This is a genomic window from Pseudoalteromonas sp. NBT06-2 (assembly GCF_002276045.1).
GTDB lineage: Bacteria > Pseudomonadota > Gammaproteobacteria > Enterobacterales > Alteromonadaceae > Pseudoalteromonas.
This window is the reverse complement of sequence record NZ_NQMR01000136.1, coordinates 1-16,183: the sequence shown is the minus strand read 5'-3', so window position 1 is coordinate 16,183 and position 16,183 is coordinate 1. Positions and strand designations below refer to the sequence as shown.

At 35.0% G+C, this 16,183-nt stretch carries 9 protein-coding genes; 7 read left to right on the top strand and 2 right to left on the bottom strand.

The features are described 5' to 3' along the window. The first annotated feature begins 567 nt into the window (after window positions 1-567). Complete coding sequence (hrpA, locus tag CJF42_RS20535; RefSeq protein WP_095368461.1) at window positions 568-4,509, top strand: ATP-dependent RNA helicase HrpA; 3,942 nt, start codon at window positions 568-570, stop codon at window positions 4,507-4,509. Window positions 4,510-5,073: 564 nt separating this feature from the next. Then, window positions 5,074-5,370 carry a PilZ domain-containing protein gene (locus CJF42_RS20530; RefSeq protein WP_095368460.1) on the top strand — a complete coding sequence of 99 codons (297 nt, stop codon included), beginning with the start codon at window positions 5,074-5,076 and terminating at the stop codon, window positions 5,368-5,370. Between the two features lie 154 nt (window positions 5,371-5,524). On the opposite strand, the gene CJF42_RS20525 is transcribed toward CJF42_RS20530, so the two are convergent. Beyond that, window positions 5,525-6,715: a class I SAM-dependent methyltransferase gene (locus tag CJF42_RS20525; protein WP_095368459.1), complete on the bottom strand. Its 1,191-nt coding sequence runs from the start codon at window positions 6,713-6,715 to the stop codon at window positions 5,525-5,527. 306 nt (window positions 6,716-7,021) lie between these two features. Here CJF42_RS20525 and CJF42_RS20520 point away from each other — a divergent pair, with 306 nt between their 5' ends. From CJF42_RS20520 to CJF42_RS20510, 3 genes are all read left to right on the top strand, one after another. Beyond that, the gene (locus CJF42_RS20520; RefSeq protein ID WP_095368458.1) at window positions 7,022-7,291 is read left to right on the top strand and encodes an acylphosphatase; all 270 of its coding nucleotides are present in this window, start codon (window positions 7,022-7,024) and stop codon (window positions 7,289-7,291) included. Between the two features lie 160 nt (window positions 7,292-7,451). Further along, window positions 7,452-8,414: an ABC transporter substrate-binding protein gene (locus CJF42_RS20515; protein WP_095368457.1), complete on the top strand. Its 963-nt coding sequence runs from the start codon at window positions 7,452-7,454 to the stop codon at window positions 8,412-8,414. Then, window positions 8,414-9,949, top strand: a complete 1,536-nt coding sequence (locus CJF42_RS20510) for a sensor histidine kinase (RefSeq protein ID WP_095368456.1) — start codon at window positions 8,414-8,416, stop codon at window positions 9,947-9,949. Before CJF42_RS20515 ends, CJF42_RS20510 begins: the two co-directional genes overlap by 1 nt. A 319-nt stretch (window positions 9,950-10,268) precedes the next feature. Here CJF42_RS20510 and CJF42_RS20500 read toward each other — a convergent pair whose 3' ends face one another. Further along, entirely contained in the window at window positions 10,269-11,081 is an 813-nt protein-coding gene (locus CJF42_RS20500; protein ID WP_095368454.1) for a 4'-phosphopantetheinyl transferase family protein, read from the bottom strand. A 376-nt stretch (window positions 11,082-11,457) separates the two neighbouring features. Here CJF42_RS20500 and CJF42_RS20495 point away from each other — a divergent pair, with 376 nt between their 5' ends. Then, window positions 11,458-12,249 carry a helix-turn-helix domain-containing protein gene (locus tag CJF42_RS20495; RefSeq protein WP_095368453.1) on the top strand — a complete coding sequence of 264 codons (792 nt, stop codon included), beginning with the start codon at window positions 11,458-11,460 and terminating at the stop codon, window positions 12,247-12,249. A gap of 16 nt (window positions 12,250-12,265) precedes the next feature. Further along, on the top strand, window positions 12,266-16,183 hold a 3,918-nt coding region (locus CJF42_RS20490; protein ID WP_141235607.1), incomplete at its 3' end, for a type I polyketide synthase.

The following is a 16,183-nucleotide window of genomic DNA, read 5'->3' as shown; positions in this document are numbered from 1 at the left end:
TACGGAGTTAATCTGCGGTTTTATTCTTTTAAAAAATGTATCTATACCTAGAGTACCGAACAGTTTAAAATATAGTCACCAGCGAGAGCCAAAATTTCCGTAGACTAGAAAATTTTTGTAGGTCTAGTTATTCTCCATCAAGAAAATTTAACGCAGTATACGGAAATTTTAGCCTCGTCCGTAGGGAATGGCCAAAAATCACACATGCTACGGTGTATCAGCTCGAAATAGCCCACTATTCCATTCACTAATACGTCTTGCCTGTCTGATTTTTGGACCATTCTGGTGTTCATATTTTAAACTAATCGGTGCTCTAGTTATTTCAAGTTGCATGTTTCAGAGCTATCTGAGCGCGCCCAATTCAAAGCGTATTGATGTCGGAATGTAGGCTCTTTTAAAATCAATACTAAAGCGTCACCAATAGCAATCACTATTCATGGTGATGGTGACACGATTGAAATAAGTAATATATAAGGATAATTAGCTAGGAGTGAAAAATACGCTATTCGAAAAATGTATTTTTTGGTAAAATCAGCGTCCTTTTTTAGATTGAAAGCTGAAACTTGTATGTCGTCTGAGTCACAAAAAATTAATAATAGAGATTTATACAATAAATTAAATGACTGTCTTAAAAAAGATCAATTCTTTTTTAAGCGTCGTATTGATGGTGTAAAAAGAATTAAAGATCAGACTCAACAGCAAGCAGTACTTAAAAAAGTACATCAATCAATAGAAGAGAGTATCTTAAGCAGAGAAACTCGCGCACAAAACATTCCTGAGATTACTTATCCAGAAAACTTACCTGTCAGTCAAAAGAAAGACGAAATTAAAAAAGCGATTGCTAACAACCAAGTGGTTATTTTAGCCGGTGAAACAGGTTCAGGTAAAACAACTCAGTTACCTAAAATATGTTTGGAATTAGGTCGAGGTATTTCAGGTTATATTGGCCATACACAACCAAGACGTTTAGCTGCAAGAAGTGTTGGCACACGCATCGCGGAAGAGCTAAATACTGAGTTTGGAAAACAAGTCGGTTATAAAATCCGTTTTAGCGATCAAGTGACTGAACAGACTTATATTAAGTTGATGACTGATGGTATTTTATTAGCTGAAATCCAACAAGATAAATTTTTAAATCAATATGATACAATTATTATTGATGAAGCCCATGAACGCAGTTTAAATATCGACTTTATTTTAGGTTATTTAAAAGAGTTATTACCAAAACGACCAGATTTAAAGCTCATAATTACATCTGCAACCATAGATCCTGAAAAGTTTTCAAAGCACTTTAACAATGCCCCGATTATTCAAGTATCAGGGCGCACTTACCCAGTAGAAGTGCGTTATAATCCCATTTCTGATTACAGTATTAAAGATAGCGATAAAAAATCACAAAGCGAGGGTGATCAGCTACAAGGTATTTTTGATGCGGTAGATGAGCTGATGCATGAAGGCCCTGGTGACATTCTTATTTTTATGAATGGTGAGCGGGAAATTCGCGATACTGCAGATGCTCTAACAAAGCGTAATTTTCGTCATACCGAAGTATTGCCTTTGTATGCACGTTTATCTAATGCAGAACAAAATCGAATTTTTTCGAGCCATAGTGGTAGGCGTATAGTGTTAAGTACTAATGTGGCTGAAACTTCTTTAACTGTACCAGGTATTAGATATGTTATCGATCCTGGGACAGCTCGAATCAGTCGCTATAGTGCAAAAACAAAAGTTCAAAGGCTGCCAATAGAGGCCATTTCACAAGCCAGTGCTAATCAACGTAAAGGTCGTTGTGGCCGTGTTGAAGCGGGTGTGTGTATTCGATTATATTCAGAAGAAGACTTTAATGGCCGACCTGAATTTACCGATCCAGAAATATTACGTACAAATTTAGCCTCTGTTATCTTAAAAATGATATCACTGGGTTTAGGCGATATGGAAAAATTCCCATTTGTTCAAGCTCCTGATAGCAGAAATATTAATGATGGTTTAACGCTTTTGCAAGAGCTAAAAGCAATTTCTAATAAAAAACAACGTCACGCAAAACATGGCAATATGACGACATTGACTAAAAGCGGACGAGAACTAAGTCGATTACCGGTAGATCCACGTTTAGCTAAAATGGTATTAACAGCAGCCCATGAAGGCGGTTTGTTCGAAGTTATCGTCATTGTTGCTGCTATGTCGATTCAAGATCCAAGAGAGCGTCCATCAGATAAAAAGCAAGCTAGTGATGAAAAGCATAATCGTTTTAGCGATTCAGATTCCGATTTTATTGCATTTTTGAATCTATGGCGTTATTTAGATGAGCAGCAACAAGAGCTTAATCGTAATCAATTTAGACGTTTATGCCAGAAAGAGTTTTTAGCGTATATGCGCGTGCGAGAGTGGCAGGATATAGTTTACCAACTTGTTACTATTTGTCAGGAAATGGGTTTTAAAGTTAATCAGACTAATGCGGATGGTGAAGTAATTCACAAAGCACTTTTATCTGGTATGTTAAGCCATATCGGTTTTAAAGATGAAGACCGCCAGTTTTTAGGTGCAAGAAATTCTAAGTTTTATGTATTTCCAGGTTCAAGCTTATTTAAAAAGAGTCCTAAATGGTTGATGTCAGCTGAATTAGTTGAGACATCAAAGCTTTATGCGCGTATCAATGCAAAAATTGAGGTGAAATGGTTAGAGTCGTTGGCATCCCATTTAGTTAAACATAGTTATAGCGAACCGCATTACGAGAAAAAACCCGGCTGTGTTATGGCTTTTGAGCAGCAAACTTTATATGGGTTAGTGATCGTTAATAAGCGTCGTTGTGTTTATAGTAAAATAGATGAAAAAGTTAGCCGAGATTTATTCATTCGTACAGCATTAGTTGAACAAGAACTTGGTCAAAACGAAGGTTTTTTACAGCATAATCAAAATCTAATTGATGATATTCAAAGCCTTGAAAACAAAGCTCGTCGCCGTGATATTTTAGTTGATGAACAAACACTTTATGAGTTTTATGTAGAAAGATTACCTGAGCATATTAATAATCGTGTTGATTTTAATACATGGTGGAACAAACAAAAGCAGTCGGACAAACGTTTTTTGCATATGACACGTGAATATTTGATGCAACATCAAGCGGAACATATTACAGATGCAGAACACCCTGATACATGGCAGCAAAATAACATTATATTACCGCTTAGCTATCATTTTGACCCTGGCAAGGATATAGATGGTGTGGCAGTTCAAATTCCATTGGCTTTATTAAATCAAGTGGAAGAAAGTGGTTTTGATTGGCATATTCCTGCATTTCGTCATGAACTAGTATGTGCTTTGCTTAAATCTTTACCTAAAACAATTCGACGTAATTTTGTGCCTGTACCAAATTATGCTGATGCGGTAATGAGTGCGATAGAGCCAATGCAAGGTCGTTTTATAGAGGCAATTTCTAAGCATTTATTACGTATGAGTGGTACTCGAATTGACCCTCAAGCTTGGGATTATTCAGCTTTAGCAACACACCTTAGAATTCAATTTGAAGTACGTGGTGAGAAAGACAAACTTTTAGGTCGTGGCACTGATTTAGAGAAGCTTAAAAGTCAGTTACAAGGAAAAGTGACAGATACTTTATCTAAAGTGGCTGATAAAGGTATAGAGCAAACGGATATAACACAATGGAATTTTGGTGCATTACCCAAAGCTTATGTTAAAAAACAAGGTCGTTATGAGATTAAAGCTTTTCCAGCTTTAGTTGATAAAAAAACCAGTGCTGCAATTGAATTATTTGATTCTGAACAAAAAGCAATCATGGCACATAATCAAGGGTTACGTCGTTTAGTTTTATTAAATGTGCCATCGCCAATTAAGTATTTGCAGCAAAAATTACCTAATAAAGCAAAATTAGGGTTGTATTTTAACCCTTTTGGTAAAGTGAATGAATTAATAGATGATTGTATTGCAGCGGGTGTTGATAAATTATGTCAGGATATGTGTAGTGAAGTTGATATTCGAAATGCCAATGATTTTGAGAAAATAAAAGAGCATGTGCGCGCTAACTTAGATGATACGGTTGTGAAAATAGCCATAGATGTAGAGCAAGTATTAAGGCTGGCTCATGGGGTTAATAAGCGATTGAAAGGGCGAGTTGATTTATCTATGATCAATGCACATGGTGATATTAAATCTCAATTAGAAAATTTGATTTTTAAAGGGTTTATTAGCAGATTTGGTGCAAATAAAATAAAAGATTTAATTCGTTACTTTAATGCGATAGAGCGTCGATTAGAAAAATTACGTATCGATCCAAATAGAGATCGACTCTGTATTTTAGAGTTAGATAAAGTTGAGCAATGCTACAAAGCGGAAGTGAAAAAAATACCTAAAGGCGTTAAAATACCTAAAGCTTTAGAAGATATCTTTTGGATGCAACAAGAATTAAGAGTGTCATTTTTTGCACAAACTTTAGGTACGCCATATCCAATTTCAGCTAAACGCGTGATAAATGCGATGAAAGAATTCAGTTAAAAAATATCACTTTAAATGAGTTGTTTGGCTATATACCCAAGCTACTTGGAAATGCATGATTTCAGCGGGAGTTTAAATGGTCAAATACAAGACATTTATTGCAGGTAATGGTTATTCCCTTATCAACATAAATAACGCGGTAGTTGACCATTTAAAACCCGCCCGCAGGGAATTTATCAGGTAAGTAATCACTACGTTACATTAGTTTGAAAGGCAATAAGCATTCCTAAAATGATGTGCCTTGTGCTAACTCACCTGATAAATTCTGAAACAAGCATTATCAAGTGGCTTGGGTATATACCCATGATACCTCAAAATGCGCGATTTCAGCGAGAATTAAACAGGATTTAGCTAAGGTATTAATTGAAGATAATGGCTGTTCCCTTATCAAAATTAATAACGCAGCAAAAACCCTGTTTAAACTCGCCGAGACGGAGCTTGGGTATATAATTGAATAAAAAGGAGGTATTATTGATATAATAACTTGCATTTTTTTTACATCCCATTAATTTATATATATAGCTTTGTAGAAAATATCACGATAATAAAGCATGGAGCAGCAGTATGTTATACGAAGATAAACGTAATTTTTTTAGAATGATGGTAAATGCACAAGCATTATTAGTCTTACTTGATTCTGAGTCAGGACGAGAAATTGATGGTGTTTGCCGAGACTTGAGCGCAACGGGTATGTCGGTTGAGTTAGATGAACCTTTAGAGATGAATACTGAGCTCAAAGTTAAAGTAGATTCAACAAATAATGGCGTACCATCTTTAGATGCCATAGCAAAAGTGATTCGATGTACAGGGCTTGAGGCGCAAGAATATCTGATTGGATTGGAGTTTATAGAAGTCAATTAATAAGAAGTTTGCTACGCAAGTTTCTTATGGCCACTACGTGGCGAAAAAATAATAAAATTGTATAAAGATGATGTTTTTTGTTTTGCCGCGCAGTGTCTATTAATAAAGCTACGCAGCAGACACTTACCCATCTTGAAATATGATGGGTATTCACTTAAAACACTTTACAGATCAGTCCTTTCAAGTAAAACCCTTCCGGATAAAATCCCGCAATCGGGTGATCCGCTGCCTGGTTTAAACGTTCCATAAATAATACATCTTTACCAGCATCTAATGCTGCATCAGCGACTACTTTTTGGAAAAGATTTTGTTCCATTAAACCAGAGCAAGAGAAAGTTAATAATGTGCCTCCTGGTTTTAATATTTGCATGGCAATCATATTGATATCTTTATAACCACGACATGCACCAGTAAGTTGCAATTTATTATCTGCAAATTTAGGTGGATCCATTACAATTGTATCGAACTTTTTACCTTCTTCTCGGTACTGACGTAATAATTTGAATACATCTTGTTTTTCAAATTTAACTTTATTTAAATCAAGTTCATTTAATTCAACATTTCGTTTAGCAGTATCAAGTGCTGGCTGAGATACATCTACATTGGTGACACTAGAACATCCACCACGAAGTGCATATAGGCCAAAAGTACCCGTGTAAGAAAAGCAGTTTAATACTTCTTTATCTTTTACAAAACGTTCTAGTGCAGCCCTGCTATCACGTTGGTCTAAATAGAAACCTGTTTTGTGACCAGTTTTAATATTCACTTCAAGTTTTAAACCATTTTCTTCAATGATCACAACTTCCGGTGGTTCAACACCCCAAAGTACACCTGTAATAGGTTCTAAGCCTTCTTTTTTTCGTATTTCTACATCAGATCGTTCGTAAATATTACTATCAGGAAAAATGTTACGAAGCGCTTGAACTATCTCGCCTTTATGGCGCTCAGCGCCAGCACTTAAAAATTGACCAACTAAGTAATTACCAAACTTATCTATGGTTACACCCGGAATAGAATCTGATTCAGCTGCAATTAAACGAAAGCCAGTTAAACCACCTTGTGCAATCACATCTTTTCTGGCAAAAAGAGCACGACGAATACGTTTTTCAAAAAAAACAGTATCAACAGTTTCATTTTGATCAAAAGTCCAAATACGTGCACGAATTTGAGAATGAGGACTATACGCAGCAGTGGCTAAGTAGTTACCATTGTTATCATGTATTTCAACTGTGTCGCCTAAACCGGGTTTACCTTTTATCTTTTTGATGCCTTTTGAAAAAATCCAAGGGTGTTTGCGTTTTAAAGACTTTTCACGGCCAGCTTGTAAAAATAGGATTGACGACATATGGTTTCCAAGTACTGATATTAGGGGCTGTTGATCTTTCGAGATTACTTTTGTATCAAACACTGTCCGAAGAATTCGGCTAAAAGATTTTTATTCTTTGTTGAGCCGTATTTGCTTAGAATGCAAGGCTACACACGACTCGCCGCGACTAAAATGCTTTTATCTCGAACAAAATTTAAACCTGAAAGATCAACAGCCCCTAATATTAAGTGTATTATTTGTAATAAATTAAAGCGCTAATTTTAGTGTGCTATCAACAATTAATAAAGTAAAAATCTGTATATAGTAAATAATAAAGGGTAAATCATGAATAAAACGATAAAAGCGGTTGTATCTGGTAAAGTACAGGGGGTTTGGTTCAGAGCTTCGACTATGGAAGTCGCTGAAAAATTAAACTTAAATGGGTACGCTAAAAACTTACCTAATGGCAATGTTGAGGTCATGGCGACAGGTGAAAAAATTGATATTGAGAAGCTAGTTGTATTTTTATCTCATGGTCCAAAATCGTCTATAGTGGATGAGTTTCAATGGCAGTGGGTTGATATTGAAATATTTTCGAAATTTGAAATTCTATAGAAAAATAACAATAAACATATCAATCATTAAAATTAGCTATATCTCTTCATAAGAATTGGGCTATTTGAAATTAATAAAAGTTTAGATTTAGTTACTTATTTGATATGTATTTAATAAGTGCTTTACTTAAGTGGAATCTATTCACTCTATGACTTAAATCATGATAAATAAACGCACTAGTTTTCTCATATCTTCATTCCTATTTTGTAGTCTTTGTAATGCACAAACTATAAAAAATCAGCAGCCAATTAGCATTATTGTAAATGATTGGAGTAGCCAAATTGTACTAGCACATATAACCGGTTATATTTTAAACTCTGTTGGATACAAAACAAAATATTCATTTTCAACTATAAATGAGCAATGGGGCTCATTATCCCAAGGTATAGATCATGTTCAAGTTGAAGTATGGGAGGGCACAATGTCGACTATGTTTGAGAGAGTTATTACATCTGGCAATGTAATTGATGCGGGCAGTCATAAAGCAACAACAAGGGAAGAGTGGTGGTATCCAAGTTATATGGACGAATTATGTCCCGACTTGCCTGATTGGCGAGCTTTAAATAAATGTTCGGCTTTGTTTTCAAATGATGATTCGAATATAGGGCGCTATGTTGCTGGGCCTTGGGAGAAACCTGAGGCAGCACGTATTCGTGCATTAGATCTAAACTTTAAAATTGATACAGTTAATAAAGCTGATGATTTATGGTCTGAACTCAAACATGCAATTACTCACAATAAACCAATTGTTTTATTTAATTGGACTCCTAATTGGGTCGAAGCTGTATATGAAGGTAAATTTGTAGAGTTTCCAGAATATCATATAGATTGTGAAATAGATCCAAAGTGGGGCATAAATCCTAATTTTCATTACGATTGTGGAAATCCTAAAAATGGTTTTTTAAAAAAAGCGGTATGGGCTGGTTTAAAAGATGGGTGGCCATGTGCGTTTAATATTATAAAAAATATTAGCTTCGATAATCAAATTATTTCAGATTTAGCTGCTGCGGTTGATTTTAAAAGATTAAGTTATGAGCAAGCTGCTAAGCAATGGTTAAATGAAAATGAACATATCTGGCATCGATGGATCCCGACAACCTGTGAAGTGGGAAATATGCCCTAATGAGTAATAATTTATTTTTAAAACAAAACTCTATTGCCACCCAATTAATTAATTTTGTTTTCTCTATTTACTGTGTTATTGCTGTGGTTATTACTATAGGGCAAATCGCTATAGAATATAAACATACGCAACAAACGGTTGAAGATGAACTTAAAATCAATCAACAAATATTCGAACCCGTTTTAAGTGCTGGCGTATGGAATTTAGATAAAGAACAAGTAAATAACACGCTAAATGGTATGTTAGCTATACCTATTGTAATGGGCGTTAAAATAGAGCAAAAAGGTGAAATTTTTACTGGTGTAGGGATTATAAAATCAAATAGTGGTGAGTTGTTAAAGTTTAATGTAAATGAGGAACCTATTTCTGTTGGAGGAGCTGATTTCACCAAAATGTTTTCTCATAAATTTCCGATTAATTATGTGTTTAGAGGTAAATCTAGAGAAGTAGGGACTGTTACCTTATATTCAAATTCTTCAGTTATCATTCAAAGAGTACAATTTGGTGTGATTTTAATCATTATTAATGCAATTATTAAAACGGTAGCATTATGGTATCTGTTTGTTTGGGTTGGAAATAAGTTATTAATAAAACCTTTATTAAAGCTAGTTCATGCGATTGAAACTGTAGATTTTGACGAATTAGATGAATTTAAAATTAATTTAGACAATAAAAAAGAAAATGAATTAACAATTATAGAAAGCTCTTTTTCTGAAATGCTTAAAAACTTGGCTGATGCACGAATTGAGATTATTAAATCACAAATTTTATTAGAAGATAAAGTAAAGAAGCGAACAAAAGATCTTTTAGAGGTTAAAAATCAATTCGAAAAAGCAAATAAAGCTAAATCTGATTTTTTATCACGCATTAGTCATGAGTTGAATACACCTTTAAATGCAATTGTTGGCGGCTCTCAAGTTCTTCAATGCAATATGACACAAGATGATAGTGATAATTCTATTTTACTAAAGCATATTAATACTGCTGGACTACATTTATCTATGTTAGTGAAGGATATTATGGACTTCGTTTATTCAAATAATGGTGAGTTTGAAGTGAATTGGGAGGAATGTAATTTAAATAACATTATTATATCAAGTATTGTAATGGTTCAGCCTTTTACTCAAGCACAAAATATCACTATAGATTACGAACAAAAAGAGCATAGCGTTTATGCTGACTCCGGCAGAATACGTCAAATTTTAGTTAACTTGTTAAACAATGCGATTAAATATAATAAAAAAAATGGATTTATAGAAGTTTACACTTCAGTCAATAGCGAAGGAGCTGTTGAAATACGTATAACAGATTCCGGAATTGGCATAGATAGTTCAGACCATAAATTAATATTTGAACCACTTCTAAGATTGGATTATGCCAAAGATAATTGCATTGATGGTATTGGTATTGGTTTATCTTTGGTAAAAAATTTATCAGATCGAATGCAGGCGACAATAAGCGTAAGTAGTAAAATAAATATAGGCTCTACATTTACGATTACTTTTAAACCTAAAAAAGATTTACAAAACATTTAATGCTCAGTTTTCAAACCATTTTTGATTTTAAATGATCAATGAATAGCCTCGTTTTTAAAGGAGTAAACTCTGTATTAGGGTAAAATATCCAAAGCTGCTTACTTGCTTTTTATATTGGGAAATATAGGTACAAGTTGACTTTTTGATAGTTCTCTCTTTATGTAAGTCGGCGAAATAAATATAAGTCCCATACCTTGTTTTTCGGCTATCAAAATTGCTTCAAGATGATCTGTTACAAAATTGAAATTTGTAAATTCAAAAAATTCGCCATTATCTAACTCCAAGCCACCTTGTTTTCTATAGAAATTATTTATATGGATTATTTAAAGAAAGCGTTAGTTTCTTGATAACCCACTAAGGGCAGGCTATTAAAAAATCTTAATTTATAATCAATGTGTTGATTATTGTATTTTGCTCGTACTGATAACGCGATTCGATGTGATTCGTTAGGGGAGATTAACCAACTTTGCCATATTTCAGGAAAATCCTTTCTATGCTGGGCAAAACTTAATTTTATATTGTTATTAAACTCGCTGTTTTCACTGAGAGAAATATCGAAACTAAAATCAGCTAATGGAATCGATAAACCTAATCCCCAAGCTTTTATATAAGACTCTTTTAAAGTCCAATAATCAAAAAATCGGCTACACTGTTTATGTTCTGGTAATGCAAATAACTCAGTTACTTCACTTGGTGAAAAAAAACGTTGTGCTATTAATAATGGTTCTGTATTTCTTTTGGTATTTTCGACATCACAACCAATATCATCATTTAGCATCACAGCGCATATAATCAGTTTATCTGTATGGCTAATATTAAATCTTAATGGAATTGGAGGATTGATAATTTCAGGTTTGTCTTTTTCACCTTTGCTAAAACGCCAGTCACAAGCATCAATATTGGCATAATAAGATAATAAATCTCTCACAAAAGCACGGGTGATGAGTGCACTATGTTTGTCTTTATCAAATCGATATCTCTGTTGTTTTATTGTCTCATCTGCAGTCAATAATTCTTTATATTTTTTGATCAAAACTTTAGATGTAATTTGTGTTGGGTCGATTGACCACAAGTGAATTTCATTTTCTTTAAGGCTTAATTTTGAAGTTGTTTCTTCATTTTTGTTATTCATAAAAGTATCACTATATTGTATTGGTTTAAAACTAAGCTTTAAATTGACTGTTGAATACTGAGTTTAACATGGACTTATAAAAATAATGAGAGCAATTTCTATTAAATATTACAAAATTAAGTTAAAACAATATTATATAGAGTCTAAACTCTAATTGTTAAGATTTTATTTCTAACTGAAAACTATTATTTACACCTAATTTGTTTTACATCATAAATTTAAGTATCGGGAGATTGTGCTGGGTTTTAAACCTGTGTATATTACCGCGAATGGATTTAGCTTATATCGTTAATTAAATACTTTAAAAAGAGTAATGGTAATGTTTAATCAATTTAATTTTGATGAACTAAAGCGATAGCAGGGAACATTTTTAATAATGACAAAACAACATGCAAATGCAACTACAACGCTTGAAATGCGTGCATTTATTCATGAATCTGATTTACCCATCGCTGTTTTAGCGCGTTTACTTAAAATCTCAGAATCTACTGTTCGTAAGTGGAGAAAACGTGACTCTATTAAAGATGAATCTCATACACCCAAGCAGCTTAATACAACTTTAAGCCCGGCACAAGAATACGTTGTTGTTGAGCTCAGAACACGTTTATTACTTTCGCTAGATGAATTATTGGCAGTTAGTAAAGAATTTATCAATGTGAAAACATCAAGAGCCGGTTTACAAAGGTGTTTAAAGCGACATGGGGTATCTCGATTAGCAGATATGAATCAAAATGGTGAGGCTACAGATGCCGACAATCTCTCAAATGCCGCAATTCAAGTACCAATTCAGAATTTAGAAAAACAGAATATTGTTTTATCAGAAGTATCTCCAGAAGCAATGCGAGAAGTACTAAATCAAACCCAATCTTTATCAGAAGACGAAGTCGTACAAGTAAAGGTAACGCAGTTACCTGAATTTGATGATGAAGCGACAAAACGTCGTTTACTTATTGCAAATGATCCCGCATCTGGTTGGGTTTATGTTGATATTTATAATGGTGATGAAAAAGCCGCAGCTGGGCGTTATATGACTCATGTACTCACCAAAGCCCCATTTCATATTCGCCGTATTTTAGCGGGGAATTATACCGAATTTTTAAGTCGTTTTCGTATGTTAGACGCAGAACTTGATTCTGATATTGATACACAAAATGCAACCGAATTATAATTGGAGTAAAAATAGAATGCCGAATAATAGCAAGGCAAAGCCAACTTTAGCTCATGCAGTTAAAGACGTTGATACACTTGTTGATGAACAACAATTAAATTCTCGTTTACAAGAATGCCCAATCGCCATAGTAGGCATGGCATCAGTATTTGCTGATGCAACAAACCTAGAACAGTACTGGGATAATATTTTTGAATCTGTTGATTCTATTAAAGATGTCCCTGCGGATCGTTGGGCGATTGACGATTATTACTCTGAAGATAAATTTGCAGCAGATAAAACTTATTGTAAACGTGGTGGCTTTTTACCTGAAATTGATTTTGACCCAATGGAATTTGGTCTGCCGCCAAATATCTTAGAGTTAACAGATATTGCTCAGTTACTATCACTCGTGGTTGCCCGTGATGTATTAAATGATGCTGGTATAGGCGATGGTTCAGGTTATGACCGTGATAAAGTGGGTATTACTTTAGGTGTTGGCGGAGGCCAAAAACAAATTTCACCACTGACATCACGTTTGCAAGGTCCTGTACTTGATAAAGTATTAAAAGCGTCAGGTGTAGATGACGATGATCGTGCAATGATCATCGAAAAATTCAAAAAAGCTTATATTGGTTGGGAAGAAAATTCATTCCCAGGCATGTTAGGTAATGTAATTTCAGGCCGTATTGCAAATCGTTTTGATTTTGGAGGCACTAACTGTGTTGTAGATGCTGCATGTGCGGGCTCTTTAGCTGCGATTAAACTTGCGATTTCAGACTTATTAGAGCACAGATCTGAAGTAATGATCTCAGGCGGCGTATGTTGTGATAATTCACCATTTATGTATATGTCATTCTCTAAAACACCTGCTTTTACAACCAATGAAGATATTCGCCCATTTGATGATGATTCAAAAGGCATGATGATAGGTGAAGGTATCGGTATGATGGCGTTTAAGCGCCTTGAAGATGCTGAGCGTGACGGTGATAAAGTATATGCTGTACTTAAAGGTATTGGTACGTCTTCAGATGGTCGTTTTAAATCTATTTATGCACCTCGACCAGATGGCCAAGCAAAAGCATTAAAGCGTGCTTATGAAGATGCCGGTTGGGATCCAAGAACGTGTGGTTTAATTGAAGCACACGGTACAGGTACTAAAGCAGGTGATGCTGCTGAATTTTCAGGATTAACTAAACATTTTGGTGCTGATAATGATAAAACGCAGCATATCGCATTAGGCTCAGTAAAATCACAGGTAGGTCACACTAAAGCGGCTGCCGGTTCTGCGGGTATGATAAAAGCAGTGCTAGCATTACACCATAAAGTTTTGCCTGCAACGCTTCATATTGACCAACCGAATGTTAGTTTAGACATCAAAAACAGCCCATTATATTTAAATAATCAAACTAGACCTTGGATGCCAAGAGAAGATGGTTTACCACGTAGAGCGGGTGTAAGTTCGTTTGGTTTTGGTGGTACTAACTACCATATGGTACTAGAAGAGTACCAACCTAAAGCGCAAGGTGCATACCGTATTACAGCGGTACCTCAATCTATTTTAATTACAGCTGAAAACGAAAGTGCAATTGTTGCAAAACTTCATGATTATTTGACTCAGTTATCGGTTAATGAAGATGTGCAAGTATTTGCATTTAATGCTTTAGTAACACAATGTTCTGCAATAACGCCTGAAAATGAGTTAGCGCGTTGTGGTTTTGTGGCTAAAAATGCCAGCCAAGCAATAGATATGATTAATACAGCCCTTAAACAATTTAAGGCAAAATCGGGTGAAATTGAGTGGTCAGTACCAACTGGTATTTATTATCGTCAATCAGGTATTGACGCTAAAGGTAAAGTGGTTGCATTATTCTCAGGTCAAGGTTCACAATATGTGAATATGGGTAATGAATTAGCATGTAATTTCCCAAGTGTGATGCAAAGTGCAGCTGATATGGATTCACAATTTACATCTGTAAACTTACCGCATTTATCAAATGTCACTTATCCAATTCCTGTTTTTAACGATATTGATCGTAAAGCACAAGATGATGCACTTCGTTTAACGCAACATGCACAACCTGCAATTGGGTGTTTCAGTGTTGGTCTATACAATACATTTAAACAAGCTGGTTTTGCAGCTGATTTTACAGCAGGTCATAGTTTTGGTGAATTAACTGCTTTATGGGCCGCAGGTGTATTAAACGATAATGACTATATGATGTTAGCACGTAGTCGTGGTCAAGCTATGGCATCCCCAAAAGACGAAAACTTTGATGCCGGTGCTATGATTGCGGTAGTTGGCGACCCAGTTAAAGTTGCTGATGATATTAAAGATATTAAAGATATCTCAATTGCTAATTACAACGCAAATAACCAAGTTGTTGTTGCTGGTGTTTCAAGTCAAATTTCAGTTGCGATTGATGAGTTAAAATGCAAAGGATATAAAGTCGTTCCTTTACTCGTATCGGCAGCATTTCATACGCCGCTTGTTGGCCATGCACAAAAACCATTTGCTAAAGCAATTGATAGCGCGAAATTTACCAAACCGAGTATCCCAGTATATTCAAATGGCACAGGTAAAGCATATCCAAATAAAGCTGCCGATATTAAAAAGCGCCTAAAAAATCATATTTTAGAATCAGTTCATTTTAATGAAGAAATTGATAATTTATATAATGCCGGTGGTCGAATCTTTATTGAATTTGGTCCTAAGAATGTGTTAACTAAATTAGTTGAAAACATTTTAACTGAAAAATCGGATGTAAAGGCAATAGCACTTAATGCAAATCCTAAAAAATCTGCCGATTTACAAATGCGTCAAGCTGCGTTGCAAATGATGGTATTAGGCTTAGATTTACATGAAATCGACCCATACTCAGCAATTAAACGTCCAACACAAGCAGTTAAAATGTCTCCATTAGCAATGAAGCTAACAGGTGCATCTTATGTCAGTGCTAAAACGAAAAAAGCATTTGATGATGCATTAACAGACGGTTGGACAATTAAACAAGCTAAAGCACAGCCAGTTGCAGTACCAGAGCCAAAAGTTGTCGAAAAAATAGTAGAGAAAATAGTTTACGTACAAGCTGATGGCAGCCATACAAGCACGCTAAATGTACAAGCAACAACAACTAATACGAATGAATTAGCATCTAGTATTGAGAGAAGTGTTGGTCAGTTTGTTGAGCACCAACAGCAGCTATTAAATGTGCATGAGCAATATATGCAAGGTCCACAAGAGTACGCTAAAACTTTCCAAAATGTGCTTGAAGCTCAAACAGGTAATGAGTTACCAGAAAGCTTAGATCGTACTTTAAGCATGTATCATGAATTTCAATCAGAAACATTACGTGTTCATGAGCAATATCTGAATAACCAAACTGACAATATGTCAGCAATGCTAAATGATGTGCAAGAAACATCAACAGCGCCAGTATATATCAAGCAAACTGTAAAATCTGATCCTGTAGTAAAAACAGCTGAGCCAGTTGTAACTAAGCCTATGGCTGAAGTTAAAACAGCAGCAAAAAACATAACGCCGATTCAAACTGCTGCCACTGCAATGGCAATTAAACCTGATGTAATAACATCTTCACCAGCAGTTCAGCCTCAGGTTGAAACAGTAACGGCTTTTGATTTAAACAAAGTAAACAGTGTCATGCTAGAAGTCGTCGCTGATAAAACAGGCTATCCGGCTGAAATGTTAGAGCTTGAAATGGATATGGAAGCAGACTTAGGTATCGATTCAATTAAACGTGTCGAAATCTTAGGTTCTGTACAAGAAACCATTACTGATTTACCAGATTTAAATCCTGAAGATTTAGCTGAATTACGTACATTAGGCGAAATTGTTGATTACATGAAGTCAAAGGCACAAGCCGTTGCTTCTTCAACACCAACATTACATTTAGTTGAAACTGAGGTTTCACCAAGTATTGATTTAGGTCATATC

Excerpts from the sequence above, each read along its gene's own strand:
- hrpA (WP_095368461.1), top strand. The coding sequence starts at position 568 with ATGTCGTCTGAGTCACAAAAAATTAATAATAGAGATTTATACAATAAA.
- CJF42_RS20530 (WP_095368460.1), top strand. The coding sequence starts at position 5,074 with ATGTTATACGAAGATAAACGTAATTTTTTTAGAATGATGGTAAATGCA.
- CJF42_RS20525 (WP_095368459.1), bottom strand. The coding sequence starts at position 6,715 with ATGTCGTCAATCCTATTTTTACAAGCTGGCCGTGAAAAGTCTTTAAAA.
- CJF42_RS20520 (WP_095368458.1), top strand. The coding sequence starts at position 7,022 with ATGAATAAAACGATAAAAGCGGTTGTATCTGGTAAAGTACAGGGGGTT.
- CJF42_RS20515 (WP_095368457.1), top strand. The coding sequence starts at position 7,452 with ATGATAAATAAACGCACTAGTTTTCTCATATCTTCATTCCTATTTTGT.
- CJF42_RS20510 (WP_095368456.1), top strand. The coding sequence starts at position 8,414 with ATGAGTAATAATTTATTTTTAAAACAAAACTCTATTGCCACCCAATTA.
- CJF42_RS20500 (WP_095368454.1), bottom strand. The coding sequence starts at position 11,081 with ATGAATAACAAAAATGAAGAAACAACTTCAAAATTAAGCCTTAAAGAA.
- CJF42_RS20495 (WP_095368453.1), top strand. The coding sequence starts at position 11,458 with ATGACAAAACAACATGCAAATGCAACTACAACGCTTGAAATGCGTGCA.